Raw genomic sequence first — 18,632 nt, 5'->3', positions numbered from 1 at the left:
GTGCGGATCCTGTAGAATTTCGGTATAATAGCCTTCGTAAGGAAGTGAGAAGATGATTTTATCGAAAAAAAAATGGCAGGTGGAGCGCCCAGATGCCACACTTGTACAAGCATTGCAAAATGACTTACAACTTTCTTCGATTGCAGCAAAAATTTTAGCAGCAAGAGGCTGTGAAACACCAGCAGAGGCAGAAAGCTTATTAAATATGACTGAAGCAAGTATCCATGATCCATTTCTAATGCCCGGCATGACTGAAGCTGTCGCACGAATTGAGCAAGCATTAGAGAAGGGTGAGAAAATCTTGATTTATGGTGATTATGACGCCGATGGAATCACAAGCACAGCCGTTATACTCAATGTTTTGCTGGATCTTGGAGCAGATGTATCGTTTAAGATCCCGAATCGGTTTATCCATGGTTATGGTCCGCACGAAGCGCTATTTCGTGAAGCCTATGAAGAGAATGTACAATTAATCATTACAGTAGATAATGGGATATCTGGTATTGAGCCTATTCGAGTGGCGAAGGAGCTGGGCATGGATGTCATCGTTACAGACCACCATGAGCCAGGTGATGAGCTACCGCCAGCAGATATTATTTTACATCCACGTTTGCCAGAGGGAGATTATCCATTTGGTGAGCTTGCGGGAGTTGGGGTAGCTTTTAAGCTGGCACATGCCCTTTATGGGGAATTGCCAACACATTTGCTGGAATTTGTGGCGATTGGTACAGTAGCGGATTTAGTACCATTAGTGGATGAAAATCGTTATCTTGTGAAGCGTGGGATACAGGAAATGCAGCGCTCTCTTAGTCCTTGGGTACAAGCGCTGTGTGATGTAGCGAGCACTGAGCAGGCGAAAATTAATGAAGAAACGATTGGCTTTTATTTTGGCCCACGCTTGAATGCAGTTGGTCGACTTGGGGAGGCGGCTCCTGGCGTTCACTTATTAATGGCTGAGGATAGCACAAAAGCAACGGCCTTAGCAAAGCAGCTCAATGCCTGCAATGTAGAACGCAAAAATCTTGTTAAAAATATTACAGATGAAGCTATTGCACTGATTGAAGCAGATAAAAAAATTGGGGATTCCTTCGTGCTTGTTGTAGCGGGGGAAGGCTGGAATGCAGGAGTTGTTGGAATTGTTGCCTCGCGTTTAGTGGAGCTATATTATCGCCCAACTATTGTGTTATCACTTGATGCGGACAAAGGGACAGCAAAGGGCTCTGCTCGTAGTATTGCGGGCTTTCATTTATATAATGAGCTTGCGAAAAATCGAGATATTTTACCGCATTTCGGTGGGCATCCTATGGCAGCAGGTATGACCTTACCAATGGAGCATGTGGACGAATTACGCACACGTTTGGATGCTCAAGCAAGGGCTTGTTTAACAGAGGAGCAATTAACACCTGTTGTCCATATTGATATTCCGCTACGTCTCGATGAAATTTCAGCAGAAGCCATTGAGGAAATCGCCACACTTGGTCCGTTTGGTACGGATTTTCCAAAGCCTGTTTATGTGCTAGAGAATGTAGAAATTGCATCAATGCGTAAAATTGGAGCGGCTGAAAATCATATAAAAATGGAATTAACAGATGGCTATGAAAAATTAGACAGTGTGGGCTTTAATAAAGGGCATTTACAGGATGAGCTAACATACGGTACTAAAGTGTCCTTTATAGGTGATTTACAAATTAATGAATGGCAAGGACGCAAAAAGGCTCAATTTATGATTGAGGATGTGCAAACAACAGAATGGCAACTATTTGATATTCGTGGTATTCGTCAAACCGCTCGGTGGCTCCATACGATACCGAAGGACGAGGCATTGTTTATTGCCTTTCGCCCTGAAACGATGACCTATTATCAGTCATTAATTGGTGTATCAATTATGGTGGTTGATCCAACCCTATCCAATATTGACCAAAGTGATTATATTGTGCTGTTAGATTTGCCACAAAGCATTGAAAGGCTAGAAGCAATTTTACAACAAACAGCACCTTCACGTATTTATGCGCATTTTTATATGCCTGACTCCCAATACTTTAATGGCTTACCGACAAGGGAGCAATTTGCGTGGTATTATAAATTTTTGAAAAATCGACCAGCATTTCCACTCAACATGCATATTGCAGATTTAGCTAAGCATACAGGATGGCCCTTAGAAGTATTAAAGTTTATGACACAGGTGTTTTTTGAGCTTGGTTTTGTTAAAATGGAGAATGGACTGACGACTGTCAACGAGAATGCTCCAAAACAAGCACTAACAGAGGCACCGTCTTACAAACAACGTTCACAGCAGATTGAAATGGAGCAAAAGCTTGTTTATGCTCCTTATATTGAATTAAAGCAATGGTTTGATGAACGATTACAGAACTAGACGAAAAACGTTTCGTAGGAGGAACAATTACATGGATTTAAAGCAATATGTTACAACGGTTGAAAACTGGCCGAAAGAGGGCATTACCTTCAGAGATATCACAACAATTATGGATAATGGTCCTGCCTATAAATATGCAACAGATCAAATTGTCGAATATGCCAAAGAATTAGGTGCTGAAATTATCGTAGGTCCTGAAGCTCGCGGCTTTATTATTGGTTGCCCTGTAGCCTATGCGTTGCAAATTGGTTTTGCCCCTGTTCGTAAACCTGGTAAATTACCACGAGAAGTGATTAGTGTGGATTATGGTCTTGAATATGGTAAAGATACATTAACAATGCATAAAGATGCTATTAGACCAGGACAAAAGGTATTAATTTGTGACGATTTATTAGCAACTGGCGGTACAGTGGAGGCAACTGTTCGTTTAGTAGAGCAATTAGGTGGACAAGTAGTAGGCTGTGCATTTCTAATTGAGCTTGTAGAATTAAATGGTCGTGAGAAGTTGGGCGACTTAGCTATTAAAGCGCTTATTCAATATTAGGCAAGTTTCGCCTAGCATCAAGGCTTTGTCACTTGATGTTAGGCGTTTTTTTATTAGGTATTATCTTCCTCATCATAGGATTTTATGATTTTTTGTATTGTTCGCAAAGTATCATAGAAATCTGCGTATTTTTCGGTGCCAATATCATCAATTACTCTCTTTTGAATAGTTTGCCAAATAGGTCTTGCTTCATTGAGCTTTGCTATGCCCTTATCAGTAAGAGTAATATTTTTGCTACGAGCATCTTGGGCATCTTTCGTTAATTCCACATAACCTTGCTCCTTTAATAGACGAATATTGCGTGTGATCGTCGTTTGATCAAGCAACAAAATGTCGCCTAAGCGGCTAATGGAGACAGCTTGCTGATGAGCGATGTTGGCAAGCATAGAGTATTGCGTAATTTTTAAACCTGTGGGCTGAAGCAACTTATCATATAATTGTGTGACCACTCTCGTTTTTTTGCGAAGGTTTGCACAAACACATATTTGTGTATAATCTATGTCTTTCACAGCTTTACACTCCTTTAAAAAATTCAACCTATGTCAAGTATACACCGAAGAGTTGGAAATTCCTTCTTGACAGCTATTAGCATTACAATCATTATATATGTATATACATGCTTTTAACAACAGATAGAGAGAAAGTAGGTGTTTGTATGAAACGTATTCATTATAGCTGGTTTATTTTGGTGGTGACATTTTTTTCGATTATTGTAGCAGGGATTACCATCTCTTCCTCCGGTGTTTTTATTGCTCCTCTCGAAGAAGAGTTTCAATGGGAGCGTTCAACAATTGCCTTAGCATTTGCCATCAGCTTATTTTTATATGGTATATCAGGACCGTTTATGGCAGCACTACTTGAAATTATAGGCTTAAAGAAAATGATGTTAAGCGCAATGGCCACTTTAGCTGTAGGGCTGACCTTGACGTTTTTTATAAGTCAATCATGGCAATTAATCATTATTTGGGGAGGCATTATAGGCCTTGGTGCAAGTCTCTTTTTAACAGTACTTAGTCCTTATGTAGCCAATCATTGGTTTGTGAAACGAAGAGGGTTAGCGGTTGGTATTCTAACGGCTAGTACGGCGACAGGTCAATTAATTTTACTACCAGTTCTAGCTATGATGATTGAACACTATTCTTGGAGAGGTGCCATCAGTTTAATTCTTATTCTTAGTGTCGTAATGTTTATATTGATTGCTATCGTCATTAAAAATAAACCTCAGGATATCGGTACCACGCCTTATGGGCAGGAAGATGTGGTAGAGGAGCAAGCAATTCAACTAAATAAAAATCCAATTACGATTGCCTTTAATGGTTTGTTAGTGGCAGTTAAAGTAAAAGCGTTTTGGCTATTAGCAGGTAGCTTTTTTATTTGCGGGCTATCGACAAGTGGATTAATTGGTACGCATTTTGTTTCCTATTGTATTAGCTTTGGTATTCCTTTAGTGACTGCTGCGTCATTGCTGTCATTTATGGGTGTCTTTAATTTACTTGGTACAACGATCTCAGGCTGGTTATCTGATCGTTTTGATAATCGTTGGCTATTGTTTTGGTATTATTTATTAAGAGGGGCTTCTTTATTATTACTGCCTTATGCACTTGTACAAGGATCACTTGTGTTATTAACAATTTTTACAATTTTTTATGGCTTGGATTGGATTGCCACAGTGCCGCCAACCATTAGCATTACTCGCCAAACATTTGGTATGCAGCAAAGTAGTGTCATCTATGGCTGGATATTTGCAGCACATCAGATAGGGGCCGCCGTTGCTGCATATGGGGGAGGACTTATCTATAAGTTTTTCAATGCCTACACATGGGCTTTTTTCCTAGCAGGTCTATTTTGTGCCATGGCGAGTTTATTTGTGATTATCATTAAAAAGCAACCTAAAGCGTATTAAATAATGAAAAGGTTGGACATCAATAAATGGGTTCAACTTTTTTTTGACTTATATCAAACAAAAGTTTATAATGTAAACAAATATAATAAAAGGTGATGCTATGTGAATGAAAGAGAACAGGCGGTGCTTGCTTTAATTCGCCAGAATCCGTTTATGTCTCAGCAAGAGATGGCAGATGCTATGAATCTGTCTCGTCCCGTACTTGCGAATTTAGTGTCTAATTTAATGAAGCAAGGAAAAATTGTAGGCCGTGCTTATATTTTACCCGAGGAAAATGAAATTATTTGCATCGGTGGCGCTAATTTAGACCGCAAATTCCATGTAAAGGGCAATGTTCAATTTGGAACATCTAATCCTGCCAGTTCTTCCTTTAGTGTAGGTGGCGTTGGTCGAAATATTGCTGAAAACTTAGGCAGATTAAACCACCAAGTGACGTTACTGACAACGGCAGGTAAGGATGCTGATTGGCAAGTGATCCAAGAGGCTTCGGAATCCTTTATGAATCTACGTTATGTAGAGCAGCTTGCAGAGGCTTCTACAGGCTCTTATACTGCCATAATGGATGAACAAGGGGAGCTAGCACTAGCTGTAGCGAATATGGAGGTTTATGACCTTCTGTTACCTAGCTTGTTGAAAAAGCATGAAACAATGCTTGTCAACGCAGGCTGTTTTATTTTGGATTTAAACTGTCCAAAGGAAACAGTGGCGTATATCCAGCAAGTAGCTATTGCGCGTGCTATTCCACTTGTTATTGTGCCCGTATCCTCGCCAAAAATGAATCGACTACCTGAAACATTACAAGGCGTAACTTGGTTTATTTGTAACACGGATGAAGCGGAAACGATTGTTGGACATAAAATTGAAAACGCTACCCATTATGAAAAAGCATTACAACAGCTCCTACAATTAGGTGCTGAGCATGTTATTATCACGGCTGGCAGCAAGGGTGTTTATGCAGCGTCTACAACGATTGCACCTCGTCATTTTGCTGCAAAAGTGATTAACAAAATTGAAGATGTGACAGGAGCAGGAGATGCCTTTGTCAGCGCTGTTATTCATAGTTGGCTGACCGGACAATCCTTTGCGACATGTATTGATGCTGGATTAACCAATGCAAAAAATACATTGGCCTCTCCTTATACAGTAAGACCTGAATTATCAGTAGATTTGTTGAAAAATGAAATGGAGGAATAACAACATGAAAGAATTCATCGTATTATCAGAAGAAGTAAAAGCAGGACAAGCAAAAGGTCTACCAATCGTTGCATTAGAATCAACAATTATTTCACACGGTATGCCATATCCACAAAACGTGCAAACTGCGCGTGAAGTTGAGCAAATTATTCGCGATAATGGTGCAGTCCCAGCAACCATTGCATTAATTGATGGCAAAATTAAAATTGGTTTATCAGATGAAGAGCTTGAAATGTTTGGAAATGCGGAGGATGTAGCAAAAGCTTCACGTCGTGACTTAGGCTACTTACTAGCAACGAAAAAATTAGGTGCTACAACTGTTGCAGCGACAATGATCTGTGCAGAGCTTGCAGGTATTGAAATCTTTGTCACAGGTGGTATTGGCGGTGTACACCGCGGTGCAGAAACAACAATGGACGTCTCTGCTGACTTAGAAGAATTAGCACAAACAAATGTTGCGGTTATTTGTGCGGGTGCAAAATCTATTTTAGACATCGGTCTTACACTAGAATACCTTGAAACAAAAGGTGTGCCAGTGGCTGGCTATGGTACGGCTGAATTACCAGCATTCTATACACGTCAAAGTGGCTTCGATGTCAACTTCCAGCTTGATACACCAGAGGAAGTGGCGGAAATGCTGCGTGCGAAATGGCAATTAGGTTTAAAAGGTGGCGCTGTGATCGCAAACCCAATTCCAGAAGCGGATGCACTAGAACATGCCTTTATTACAAACATTATTGAAAAAGCTTTAACAGAAGCTGAAGAAAATGGTATTCAAGGTAAAAATGTTACACCATTCTTACTTGGCAAAGTTAAAGAATTAACAGAAGGTAAAAGTCTTGATGCCAACATTGCATTAGTGAAAAACAATGCAGTAGTCGGCGCGAAAATTGCTGTAGCTTACAATCAATTAAATTAATCAATTTGTCGAAACAAGGACTCTTTGTGACGTGAAGTCGCAGAGGGTCTTTTTTATTAAAAAGAAGAATATTTTTTCCATTTTTCGTACTGTTCACGAGATTAACTAAACTAAATGATACAGTCTCTTTACAATAGACCACAATATTTTATACAATTAAGTTTATATCTAATCTGAAAAATTTGACGAGCAAGGTGGACATGTTATGGCGAAAGAGCAAATTTTGACTCCTGAGGACGTTTTTGAGTTAGTCAAATCCTACATGAATGATGAAAATGTCGCATTCGTGAAAAAAGCATATGAAGTAGCAAGGGATGCCCATATTGAGCAATTCCGTAGCTCTGGTGAACCGTATATTATTCACCCGGTACAAGTAGCAGGTATTCTCGCTGAATTACAAATGGACCCAGCAACTGTGGCAGCAGGTTTTTTACATGATGTTGTCGAAGATACAGATGTTACGCGGGATGATTTGGTACGGGAATTTGGTGAAGAAGTAGCAGTACTTGTTGATGGTGTAACAAAATTAGGGAAAATTAAATATTTATCAAAAGAGGCGCAGCAGGCGGAAAATCATCGAAAAATGTTTGTAGCGATGGCACAGGACATCCGTGTTATTTTAATTAAGCTAGCAGACCGTCTCCATAATATGCGTACATTAAAGCATTTACCTGCTGAAAAACAACGACGCATTTCGAAAGAAACACTAGAAATTTTTGCACCACTTGCGCATCGTCTTGGAATTTCAGCTGTCAAATGGGAGCTTGAAGATACAGCACTTCGCTATTTAAATCCACAGCAATATTATCGTATTGTTAGTTTGATGAAGAAAAAGCGGGAAGAACGTGAAGCTTATTTAGAAAATGTTATGGCTGAGATGAAGTCACAACTGACAGATGTAGAAATTGATGCAGATGTGTACGGTCGCCCTAAACATATTTATAGTATTTATCGCAAAATGGTTCTGCAAAAAAAGCAGTTTAATGAGATTTATGATTTATTAGCCATTCGTGTTCTTGTCGATAGTATTAAAGATTGCTATGCCGTTTTAGGGATTGTTCATACATTGTGGAAGCCAATGCCAGGTCGCTTTAAAGACTATATAGCGATGCCTAAGCAAAACCTGTACCAATCCTTGCATACAACTGTTATTGGACCTTATGGAGATCCATTAGAGGTACAGATTCGTACGAAGGAAATGCATAAAATTGCTGAGTACGGGATTGCAGCGCATTGGGCCTATAAAGAGGGTAGAAAGGTTGATCAGCAGAAGCAAAATGTCGATCAAAAATTAACATGGTTCCGAGAAATTTTAGAATTTCAAAATGAATCATCCAATGCTGAAGAATTTATGGAATCTTTAAAATTTGATTTATTCTCTGATATGGTTTATGTCTTTACACCTGAAGGAGATGTCATTGAGCTACCAGCAGGCTCTGTTCCGATTGATTTTGCCTATCGTGTCCATTCAGAAGTCGGCAATCGTACAATTGGTGCGAAGGTCAACAGTAAAATGGTACCACTTGATACGCCATTAAAAACGGGCGATATTATTGAGATTTTAACATCTAAGCAATCCTTTGGACCGAGCCGTGATTGGTTGAAAATCGCCCAATCCTCCCAGGCAAAAAATAAAATAAAGCAATTCTTTAAACGTCATCTGCGCGAAGAAAATATTGTCAAAGGAAAAGACATGATTGAAAAAGAAATTCGTGCACAAGATTTCGATGTAAAAGAAACGATGTCCGCAGATAATTTAAAACGTGTTTGTGATAAATTTAACTATACAAATGAAGAAGATTTATATGCGGCAGTTGGTATGAATGGCATTACGGCGCAGCAAGTTGTGAATCGTTTAGCAGAAAAACGTCGTAAAGAGCGGGAACAGGAAGAAGCCCTAGAGAAAATCGAACAAAAAATGAAAAATCCGATTCCACAAAAACGTACAGAAACAGGTGTGATTGTCAAGGGCATCGATAATATGTTGATTCGCCTTTCACGCTGTTGTACGCCTGTGCCTGGCGATGAAATTGTTGGCTTTATTACAAAGGGGAGAGGTGTCTCTGTGCACCGTGCCGACTGTCCAAATATTCAAGTCGAGGATGAGCAGGAGCGTTTAATCACAGTGGAATGGGAGCATGGCGTGACGCCTGAGAAAAAAGAATACCCTGTTGATATTGAAGTGTCAGCGTTTGATCGACCAGGCATTTTGAACGAGGTCATGCAAATTGTCAGTGAAACGAAAACAAATATTTTGGCGGTAAGTGGGCGTGCCGACCATGATAAGATCGCTACAATTCATTTAACAATATCTATTTCAAATATTTCACATTTGCATAAAGTTGTTGAACGGATTAAGCAAACACCCGATATTTATTCGGTACAGCGGGTGATTAATTAATCGTAAGCAGCAAGGATAGGATTGGAGCTTGAATGCATGAAAATAGTATTACAGCGTAGTAAGGCTGCCTCTGTAACAGTGGATGGAGCTGTGACAGGAGCGATTGATCAAGGCTATGTACTTTTAGTGGGCATTACACAAGAGGATACACAGGAGGATATCGCCTATTTAGCCAGAAAAATAGCAAATTTACGTCTTTGGGAAGATGCTGAAGGGAAAATGAATCATTCTATTTTAGAGCATGGAGGCGCTATTTTATCTGTTTCACAATTTACGTTATATGGGGATGTAAAAAAGGGGAATCGACCAAGCTTTACAGGTGCAGCAAGACCAGAAGTGGCAGAACCACTATGGGAAGCCCTTAATCAAGCATTACGTGAGCATGGTTTACAGGTGGAGACAGGTATTTTTGGTGCAATGATGGATGTTGCACTCATCAATGATGGTCCGGTGACAATATTATTAGAATCAAAATAATGGTACATTTCCTATCATTCCTTCATATACTAAAGAGTATGGTTAGTTTTGTAGGAAGGGGTGTCTTAAATATGACGCAGATGGAAAGTATATCAAATCCATATTTATACGAAACGCTTAAAATGATGGTTGGTCAGGCGATTGTTGTGCAAACAGAGAAAAATATTCAGCAAGGTGTTTTAATATCTATATTACCTGACCATATTGTCCTAGCCATAAGTCGAACACCATTCTTTATTTCCATTGAGGAAATTGTCTGGGTGACATTGGCTGCAAGCAAAAAATAAATGGCTATGAACCTTTTAATCCTTAGTGATCGAAGGTTCTTTTTTTATGGATGCAGCGAAAAACCTTCTAAAGCAGGATTTTCGAAATAATAGAAAATTAATACTTTACAATAAATTTAAACTACTGTATATTTATTTTCTATTAACGACATATAGCGACATAAGGAAGAGGAGGAACAATCATAAATTACTAGGTGCTAGTGTCTATATCAAGTAAAGTTGGTGAAAGAATGGAAGAAAAACAAGTGGTAAAGAAGAAAAGCTGGTTGAAGGTACCGCATACCTATACGATTATTTTTGCTATTATTTTTCTAGCAGGTATTGCGAGCTATATTATTCCAGCAGGTGAGTTTGACCGTGTAGAGGATGAAGAAGGACGCATGCTTGTTGTCGATGGTAGCTACCATCGAATTGAAAGTGATCCTGTATCATTTTTCGAAATGTTTACAGCGATTCCAATGGGGCTTGAAAAAGGAGCTCAAATTATTTTCTATATTTTCTTAGTAAGTGGTGTATTTGGGATTATTCGTTCCACAGGTGCCATCGAAGCGGGTGTCTATAAAGGCGTAAAAGCTTTAGAAGGTAGAGAAAAATTATTAATACCTTTATCGATGATTCTATTCTCTGTTGGCGGTTTTACAATGGGAATGGCTGAGGAAACGATTATTTTCGTACCAATTGGTGTCGCAATTGCTCGCGCTATGGGCTTTGATGCTGTCACAGGGACTGCCATGATCACACTTGGTGCTGCCAGTGGGTTCTTTGGCTGAATGTTAAATCCCTTTACAGTTGGTGTGGCGCAATCATTAGCAGATGTACCGTTATTTTCAGGAATTGGCTTCCGTGCCGTTGTGTATATTTTTGTACTAGGCTTTGCTATTTTCTATGTATCTCGCTATGCCTTTAAAGTAAAAAAGAACCCACAGACTAGTGTTATTTATGATATCGAACAAAAGGCTAAATCGAATGTAACTGAGATTGAAATTCCTTTATTAACAGGAAAACATAAACTAGTATTTCTTGTAATGGCTTGTGGGATCGGCTTTAATATTTATGGTGTATTTAATTGGGGCTGGTTTTTAACACAATTAACAGCATCATTTTTAATAATGGGATTAATTGCTGGTCTGATTGGCGGTTTAAAGCCTGGAACTATTTTTGATTCCTTTATTGAGGGGGCAAAGGCTGTTACATTTGGCGCGTTAATTGTTGGATTTGCACGTGCTATTACGGTTGTATTAGAGCAAGGAAAAATTATTGATACAATCGTCTATGCGGCATCAGAAACAATCGGTCATTTACCACATGCAATTAGCGCAATTGGTATGTTATTTATTCAAGCAATCTTAAATTTATTTATTTCATCGGGTAGTGGACAAGCAGCGGCGACAATGCCGATTATGATTCCGATTACGGATCTATTAGGTTTAGAGCGACAAGTGGCTGTCCTAGCCTTTCAATATGGAGATTCGTTAACAAACTCTATTATTCCTACTTCATCAGCATTGATGGCCTATTTAGCTGTCGCAGGTATTCCTTATGAAAAGTGGATAAAATTTATTTGGAAAATGATTTTGGGCTGGGCCATTATCGCATGTATTGCGTTAGTTGCTGCAGTAGCATTAGGAATTTCATAGAAAAAGGGGCATTCAAATAGCTTTTGAACGCCCCTTTTCTGTGTGAAAGCCACAAAGAAGTATGGAAATTTCTCTTTTTCAGAGAATATCACTATCTAAAATTTTTGCTTTTTAAGTAATCAGCTATTCTCTTTTGTTTATTCTTCATGATCAAAGTAGTTTAGAATCCCCTGATAAATGCCTAGTGTCGCCTGCTCACGGAATTTAGCAGTTGTAATCACTCGTTCCTCACTCGAATTGCTTAAAAAGCCTAACTCAACAAGTACAGCTTTTTGTCGATTTTCACGTAGCACTAAAAAATTACCTTGCTGTGTGCCACGATCCCTTAAATCAAGCTTACTAGCAAGTCCACCTTGAATCGCCTCTGCAAGTCCCTTTTGGTTGCTATTCATATAATAGGAGGTAAAGCCATTAATAGAGCTATCGTCAGTTGCATCATAATGAAGGCTAATAAAGGCATCTGCCTCATATTGATGGGCTATGGATACACGCTTTCGCAGTGCCACATATTCGTCAGATTCCCTTGTCATTACAACATTGGCACCAGCAGCACTTAACTTGGAAGCAAGAAGTGTAGCTGTTTTTAAGGTAATGTCCTTTTCATCTGTGCCACGTTGACCAGTTGTACCGTGGTCATTTCCACCATGACCAGCATCCACTACAATGGTTAGCCCATTAAGTGTGCCATTTTTACGAGGCTCCATCTGTTCCTTTTGGGAGACGGCTGCTTTATTCGCACTTGTTGTCACAACCCAATTGGCGACAAAGGCTGTGCCATTGTCCAATTGTATTTCGTAAAACTCATTTTTAACACCTACAATTGGATACGTTTTACCCGCATCTACACGTTCTACCACATCGGCTGCTGTTGAGGCGTCCGTTCGTAAGTTTGTCCCATTGTAGATGATTGTGACTGACTCTAAGTCTTTGGAAGAAGAAGTTTTAGATGTACTCTTGACCTTATTTGAAAATGTGCCATAAAAACTATAGACCCATCCTGTTTTTTTATTGTTGTACTGAATTTGTACCCAATTATGCTCGTGTGCCAGCACTTTAAAGGCTTGGCCTTTTGTCGCAGTGCCAACTTTTTTTGCATTTAAGTCTGGTTTTTTACGCACATTCAGCGTGTCCACTAAAATCGTAAAGGTGGTATCTTTGTCAACAGCTGGTGTCGATACTTCCACAGTACCTTCTTTCGATTCGGGCTCTTGCTCTTTTTCAGGACTGTCATTAATGGTTACATAATCTTTGGAAACCCAGCCTGTTAGCCCATTCCAATCAATTTTAGCCCATGCGTCATTTTCTTTTAGAAGGCTTGCTTGATTTCCTATAGAAAGCTGACCAAGAACAGCTGAAGAGATATCTGGCTCTGTTCGAATATTTAAACGATCAACCTGAGAGATCACCGTTTTAGCAATGCGTTGTGTAGCATTTGTAGAAGTTGTGAGCCAAGAGGCAACCCAGCCCTCATAATTACCAGCCTTTACTTGAATCCAATCACCTTCACGACCAATCGAGGTTAAGGGGTCACCTTCTTCCAATGTCGTAATAATGGGGTAGGACAATCCAGGTCCCTCACGTAAATGAAGAATCGTACCAGCTACTTTCAGATCGCTAGTATCAGCAAATGCATGTTGCATATAGCTCTTATTTGGAAACACAATCGTTACCATTAGTATGAAAATAATAATACTATGTAAAATTTTTTTCCTCATCAGATTCCTCCTATTCCTAGTGTTATTTTATCATGCTTGAGTAAGAGAATTCGTGGTAAAAAGGTAATGGAAATTGTTATTTTCGTAGCTGTTTTATGAAAAATACAAAAATGGTTGACATTGTCCTGCCTAGTGACTAACATAAAGGGTAATCGAAAAATGATTAATCGCTTATGACCAAGCAAGTAGCGTATACCTCTATTGGAAAAGAGAAGGAAAGACTTAGGCTGCAATCTTTCCTACAAAAATGTATCATGCGAACAACACTTGAGAGGCTTTTTTCTGAAAAGTACGGCTTAGTAGGAAAAAACGGAATCGGCCGTTATCCGATTACGAGGAGGACACATGTTTATTATTTGTGTCAACTAGGGTGGAACCGCGGAAGCTAATATAGCTCTCGTCCCTTGCAATAGTGCAAGGTGACGGGAGCTTTTTTGATTCGCTCAATTTGGAGAAGAGATTGCTCAAAAACAGTGGAGAACCGCTCAAAGCAAGGGAGGATTCGCTCAAAAACAGTGGAGAACCGCTCAAAGCAAGGGAGAATTCGCTCAAAAACAGTGGAGAACCGCTCAAAGCAAGGGAGGATTCGCTCAAAAACAGTGGAGAACCGCTCAAAGCAAGGGAGAATTCGCTCAAGAATAGTGGAGAACCGCTCAAAGCAAGGGAGAATTCGCTCAAAAGCAGTAGTGAAGAGTCGCTTAATTCCAAGGAACCCCCTGCTGCATCATAAGCAATCTATACAGGAGGGAATTACATGAGTTTTAAAGTGCCACGAGGGACACAGGATATTTTACCAGGTCAATCAGAGAAATGGCAAAAAGTTGAAGCGGTTATTCGTGATATTTGTCGTGTTTATCGCTATAACGAAATCCGTACACCAATTTTTGAACAAACAGAGTTATTTGCACGTGGTGTTGGTGAAACAACAGATGTTGTGCAAAAAGAAATGTATACGTTTGAGGATCGTGGCGGTCGTTCATTAACATTACGTCCCGAAAATACAGCTGGTGTTGTACGTGCCTATGTCGAACATAAAATGTTTGGTGCGCCAGATCAACCAGTAAAACTTTCTTATTTAGGACCAATGTTCCGCTATGAACGACAACAAACCGGGCGTTATCGTCAGTTTGTCCAATTTGGTGTAGAAGCCATTGGTTCAGCAGACCCTGCAATCGATGCAGAAGTTATTGCTCTTGCAATGGATATTTATGAATCAGTAGGCTTAAAGGATTTAAAATTAGTAATCAATTCACTTGGTGATAAGGTGACGCGTGATACACACCGCACAGCTTTATTACAACATTTTGAGCCACATATCCATGAGTTCTGCACAGATTGCCAAAATCGTTTGCAAAAAAATCCATTACGTATTTTAGATTGTAAGGTGGACCGTGAGCATCCATTAATGCAAACAGCTCCAGCATTAACCGATTTCCTTACTGAAGAATCAGCTACGTATTTTGCTCAAGTGAAAACGTATTTAGATACACTTGGCATTACATATGAGGTTGATCCAAATCTTGTAAGAGGTCTTGATTATTATAATCATACGACATTTGAAATTATGTCTACAGCGTCTGGCTTCGGTGCGATTACAACGCTTTGTGGTGGGGGACGCTATAATGGTTTAGTGCAAGAAATTGGCGGTCCAGATGTACCAGGGATTGGTTTTGCCTTAAGCATCGAACGTCTGCTATTAGCACTTGAAGCAGAGGGTGTTGAATTAGATACAGCGTCAGGACTAGATGTTTATCTTATTGCAATGGGTGATGAAGCGAAGCAGAAGGCTGTAGAATTGACAAGCACATTCCGTGCAAAGGGTCTGGCAACAGAGATGGATTATTTAGACCGTAAAATGAAGGCACAAATGAAATCAGCGGATCGTCTGGGAGCAAAATATACAATTGTTCTTGGTGAAACGGAGCTTGAAGAGCAAGCAGCAGCAGTGAAGCATATGGAATCTGGAGAACAGCACAAAGTGGTGTTTTCAGAATTAGTGAACTATTTATTGCAATAATCATAAAAAAACAGAATGAAAGATATTTTGGAGGAATATAAACATGGCTACAAGAACACATGCTAGTAACGAGCTATCAGAAGCGTTACAAGGTGAAAAAGTCGTATTAAAAGGATGGGTACAACGTCGTCGTGACCTTGGTGGTTTAATTTTTATTGATTTACGCGATCGTACGGGTATTACACAGGTCGTTTTTAGTCCTGATGTTGCAGAAGCCCATGCATTAGCAGATAAGGTGCGTAATGAATATGTGATTGAAGTCGAGGGAACAGTGCTCCTTCGTGCTGAGGACCAAATTAATCCAAATGTTCCAAACGGAAAAATTGAGGTTGAGGCAACAAAATTAGTTGTGATTAATACAGCAAAAACAACGCCATTCCAAATTGAGGATCGTACGGATGTATCAGAAGATCTACGTTTAAAATATCGTTATCTTGATCTGCGTCGTCCAGTGATGTTTGATACATTTAAAATGCGTTCAGACGTTACACGCACAATTCGTAACTTCCTGCAAAATGAGGGCTTTTTAGAAGTAGAAACGCCAATTTTAACAAAATCAACACCAGAAGGCGCACGTGACTATTTAGTGCCATCACGTGTTCATGAGGGTGAATTTTATGCATTGCCACAATCACCTCAGTTATTTAAACAATTATTGATGGTTGCTGGCTTTGAAAAGTACTTCCAAATTGCGCGTTGCTTCCGTGATGAGGACTTACGTGCAGATCGTCAGCCAGAGTTTACACAGGTTGATATTGAAACAAGCTTCTTAACACAAGAAGAAGTATTAGAAATGAACGAACGCTTAATCCAAGCAGTTATGAAAGAAGTAAAAGGCATCGATATCCCTGCACCATTCCAACGCATGAAGTACCAAGAAGCAATGGATCGTTATGGTTCAGACAAGCCAGACGTACGCTTTGGCTTAGAATTAGTGGCATTAAATGATATTTTTGACGGTTGTAGCTTCAAAGTATTTGCCGATACAGTTGCCCAAGGCAAACAAGTGAAAAGTATCAATATTAAAGGAGCAGCTGACAACTATTCTCGTAAAGATATGGACGAGCTAACTAAATTTGTAGGTATTTACGGAGCAAAAGGTCTTGCTTGGTTAAAGGTTACAGAAGAAGGCTTAAATGGTCCAATCGCGAAATTCTTTGACGAGGCCTTAACAGCAGCCTTAGTCGAGCGTATGGGAGCGGAAGTTGGCGATATTCTTGTATTTGTAGCGGATAAAGCGTCCGTTGTAGCAGCTTCTCTAGGTGCTCTACGTACAAAATTAGGACAAGATTTAAACCTGATTGACGAATCACAATTTGCCTTCCTTTGGATTACTGACTGGCCATTATTCGAATACTCTGAGGAAGATGGACGTTACTATGCAGCACATCATCCATTCACACGTCCGTTTGATGAGGATATAGCGTTAATGGATACAGACCCTGCAGCAGTTCGTGCGCAAGCCTATGATATCGTCTTAAATGGCTACGAGCTTGGTGGTGGTTCATTACGTATTTACGAACGTGACCTACAAGAAAAAATGTTTGAATTACTTGGTTTCTCAGAGGAAGAGGCACAAGCACAATTCGGCTTCTTATTAGAAGCATTTGAATATGGCGTGCCACCACATGCAGGTCTTGCTTTTGGTCTTGATCGCTTCGTTATGCTATTAGCAGGTCGCACGAATTTACGTGATACGATTGCCTTCCCGAAAACAGCAAGTGCAAGCTGCTTACTGACAGAGGCGCCAAGTGAAGTATCACTTGACCAATTAAGCGAATTAAGCTTAGCCATCAAATCATTTAAAAAATAATCGATAATACAAAATACCTGGATTTTCTAGCAAAAACTGTTGGGAATCTAGGTATTTTTTGTGTTTTTTGAAAAAAGAGAGCTTATTAGAGAAAATAGTTTGAATTATCAGAAAAGAGATGTTATGATAACTGTAATACGAATCCTGATGTGTTTGTCTAACTGCTAACACTACTTCACAGTTTTGACCGAACATTATTAAATTGGGAGCCTATATTTTATGGTGGCAAACATGCCCCGATACATGGGGACGTTTAAGACGATAAAGCGGGCACCCCCCTGCAAATTGCGGGTTCAAAACAAATGTTTCTTGGCATTACGGCACAATCGGGATTCGTCCTATACATACAATGTAAAAGGGGGGCTATGTTTAAGCTCCTTTTTTATGTTTCTTTGAAAAATCATTCACTCCCCTAACAGAAAAATGTTGAGAATATCTCGTGATTCCTTTTTATTTTTATGAAAGTAGCCTATAATTGGAATAGCGTGAAAATACGTGTTTCATAGTGTTTTAGCGTGCTAAATATAAACTGTTAAACTTAAAATTAAAAGAACGATTGATCGACATATTCCGTAAAAATAACCAGATAACAGATATGACATACAAGGTAATAAGGATGGTGCAAGTGTTGGTAGAGAAGAATTCTCCTATACCTATTTATATACAAATAGAAGAGATTATTAAACAACGAATTGATTTAGAAGAATACAGAATTGGTGAAACTATCCCTTCAGAACGTGAACTATCCCTACAATTTAATGTAAGTAGAATGACCGTTCGCCAAGCCATTACGAATCTTGTGAATAGTGGTTTATTGTACCGTGAAAAAGGAAAGGGTACCTATGTAGCCAATCCTAAATTAGAGCAACCATTACAGGGGTTAACAAGCTTTACAGAGGATATGCGTGCAAGAGGGCTAGAGCCAAGTAGCAAAGTATTGCGTTTTGAAAAAATAACGCCACCCATGGATATCGCAAGAGACTTAATGATATCACCTGAGGAAGAGGTGTTTTTTGTTGTACGAATTAGAAATGCTGATGCACAACCAATGGCTATTGAAAGAACTTATATTCCTGTCAAAATATATCCACAGCTAGATGAGCAGCAATTGATGGGTTCCCTTTATGCATTAATTGAAACAACCTCTCATCAAAAAATTGGCAATGCCATTCAACAAATGGAGGCAGCGATTGTCTCTAAAGAGGATAGTAAGCTATTACAGATTCATCAAACAGCGCCTGTGTTAATTATTAAGCGTACAAGCTATTTATCGGATGGTAAGCCTTTTGAGCTTGTGCGTAGTACGTATCGAGCAGATCGCTATAAATTTACAAGTGAAATTAAAAGGTGA

The 18,632-nt window shown here is 39.4% G+C and carries 14 protein-coding genes, 1 other RNA gene, 1 pseudogene and 1 other annotated feature; of the genes and pseudogenes, 14 read left to right on the top strand and 2 right to left on the bottom strand.

All coding sequences use genetic code 11. From position 1 onward, the window contains the following. The first annotated feature begins 52 nt into the window (after window positions 1-52). Window positions 53-2,374, top strand: a complete 2,322-nt coding sequence (recJ, locus tag MHB44_RS15385; RefSeq protein ID WP_341299894.1) for a single-stranded-DNA-specific exonuclease RecJ — start codon at window positions 53-55, stop codon at window positions 2,372-2,374. A 31-nt stretch (window positions 2,375-2,405) separates the two neighbouring features. After that, window positions 2,406-2,918, top strand: coding sequence for an adenine phosphoribosyltransferase (locus MHB44_RS15380; protein ID WP_341299893.1), 513 nt, complete (start codon window positions 2,406-2,408; stop codon window positions 2,916-2,918). A 53-nt stretch (window positions 2,919-2,971) separates the two neighbouring features. Here the strand turns inward: MHB44_RS15380 and MHB44_RS15375 are convergent, their stop codons facing one another. Next, window positions 2,972-3,427, bottom strand: coding sequence for a MarR family winged helix-turn-helix transcriptional regulator (locus MHB44_RS15375; protein WP_341299892.1), 456 nt, complete (start codon window positions 3,425-3,427; stop codon window positions 2,972-2,974). Between the two features lie 146 nt (window positions 3,428-3,573). Between MHB44_RS15375 and MHB44_RS15370 the strand changes: the two genes are divergently transcribed. From MHB44_RS15370 to MHB44_RS15340, 7 genes and pseudogenes are all read left to right on the top strand, one after another. After that, window positions 3,574-4,821 carry an MFS transporter gene (locus tag MHB44_RS15370; protein ID WP_341299891.1) on the top strand — a complete coding sequence of 416 codons (1,248 nt, stop codon included), beginning with the start codon at window positions 3,574-3,576 and terminating at the stop codon, window positions 4,819-4,821. A gap of 102 nt (window positions 4,822-4,923) precedes the next feature. After that, window positions 4,924-6,015 carry a carbohydrate kinase gene (locus tag MHB44_RS15365; RefSeq protein ID WP_341299890.1) on the top strand — a complete coding sequence of 364 codons (1,092 nt, stop codon included), beginning with the start codon at window positions 4,924-4,926 and terminating at the stop codon, window positions 6,013-6,015. A 4-nt stretch (window positions 6,016-6,019) separates the two neighbouring features. Continuing rightward, window positions 6,020-6,934, top strand: coding sequence for a pseudouridine-5'-phosphate glycosidase (locus tag MHB44_RS15360; protein ID WP_341299889.1), 915 nt, complete (start codon window positions 6,020-6,022; stop codon window positions 6,932-6,934). A 205-nt stretch (window positions 6,935-7,139) separates the two neighbouring features. Beyond that, on the top strand, window positions 7,140-9,335 hold the full coding sequence (locus tag MHB44_RS15355; protein WP_341299888.1) for a bifunctional (p)ppGpp synthetase/guanosine-3',5'-bis(diphosphate) 3'-pyrophosphohydrolase: 2,196 nt from the start codon (window positions 7,140-7,142) through the stop codon (window positions 9,333-9,335). 36 nt (window positions 9,336-9,371) lie between these two features. Further along, complete coding sequence (gene dtd / locus MHB44_RS15350) at window positions 9,372-9,812, top strand: D-aminoacyl-tRNA deacylase (protein WP_341299887.1); 441 nt, start codon at window positions 9,372-9,374, stop codon at window positions 9,810-9,812. Window positions 9,813-9,883: 71 nt separating this feature from the next. After that, complete coding sequence (locus MHB44_RS15345) at window positions 9,884-10,099, top strand: DUF2642 domain-containing protein (RefSeq protein WP_341299886.1); 216 nt, start codon at window positions 9,884-9,886, stop codon at window positions 10,097-10,099. Between the two features lie 230 nt (window positions 10,100-10,329). Continuing rightward, window positions 10,330-11,736: pseudogene (locus MHB44_RS15340) on the top strand (AbgT family transporter). Window positions 11,737-11,873: 137 nt separating this feature from the next. Here the strand turns inward: MHB44_RS15340 and MHB44_RS15335 are convergent. Beyond that, a complete protein-coding gene (locus MHB44_RS15335) occupies window positions 11,874-13,451 on the bottom strand; it encodes an N-acetylmuramoyl-L-alanine amidase (protein ID WP_341299885.1) in 1,578 nt (525 codons plus the stop codon). 164 nt (window positions 13,452-13,615) lie between these two features. Then, window positions 13,616-13,859, top strand: a binding site (T-box leader). Window positions 13,860-13,911: 52 nt separating this feature from the next. Here MHB44_RS15335 and MHB44_RS15330 point away from each other — a divergent pair. The 5 genes from MHB44_RS15330 (at window position 13,912) to MHB44_RS15310 (ending at window position 18,632) form a co-directional block, all read left to right on the top strand. Then, entirely contained in the window at window positions 13,912-14,181 is a 270-nt protein-coding gene (locus MHB44_RS15330; protein ID WP_341299884.1) for a hypothetical protein, read from the top strand. A 24-nt stretch (window positions 14,182-14,205) separates the two neighbouring features. Continuing rightward, window positions 14,206-15,468 (top strand): histidine--tRNA ligase, encoded by a 1,263-nt coding sequence (gene hisS / locus MHB44_RS15325; RefSeq protein ID WP_341299883.1) that lies wholly within the window; start codon window positions 14,206-14,208, stop codon window positions 15,466-15,468. 43 nt (window positions 15,469-15,511) lie between these two features. Beyond that, window positions 15,512-17,281, top strand: coding sequence for an aspartate--tRNA ligase (gene aspS / locus MHB44_RS15320; RefSeq protein WP_341299882.1), 1,770 nt, complete (start codon window positions 15,512-15,514; stop codon window positions 17,279-17,281). A 138-nt stretch (window positions 17,282-17,419) separates the two neighbouring features. Further along, window positions 17,420-17,618: non-coding RNA, 6S RNA (ssrS, locus tag MHB44_RS15315), on the top strand. Between the two features lie 291 nt (window positions 17,619-17,909). After that, complete coding sequence (locus tag MHB44_RS15310; protein WP_341299881.1) at window positions 17,910-18,632, top strand: GntR family transcriptional regulator; 723 nt, start codon at window positions 17,910-17,912, stop codon at window positions 18,630-18,632.

This window comes from Lysinibacillus sp. FSL H8-0500 (assembly GCF_038051955.1).
Taxonomy (GTDB): Bacteria; Bacillota; Bacilli; order Bacillales_A; family Planococcaceae; genus Lysinibacillus; species Lysinibacillus macroides.
The sequence above is the reverse complement of the archived record's forward strand: the minus strand, read 5'-3'. Positions and strand labels throughout refer to the sequence as shown.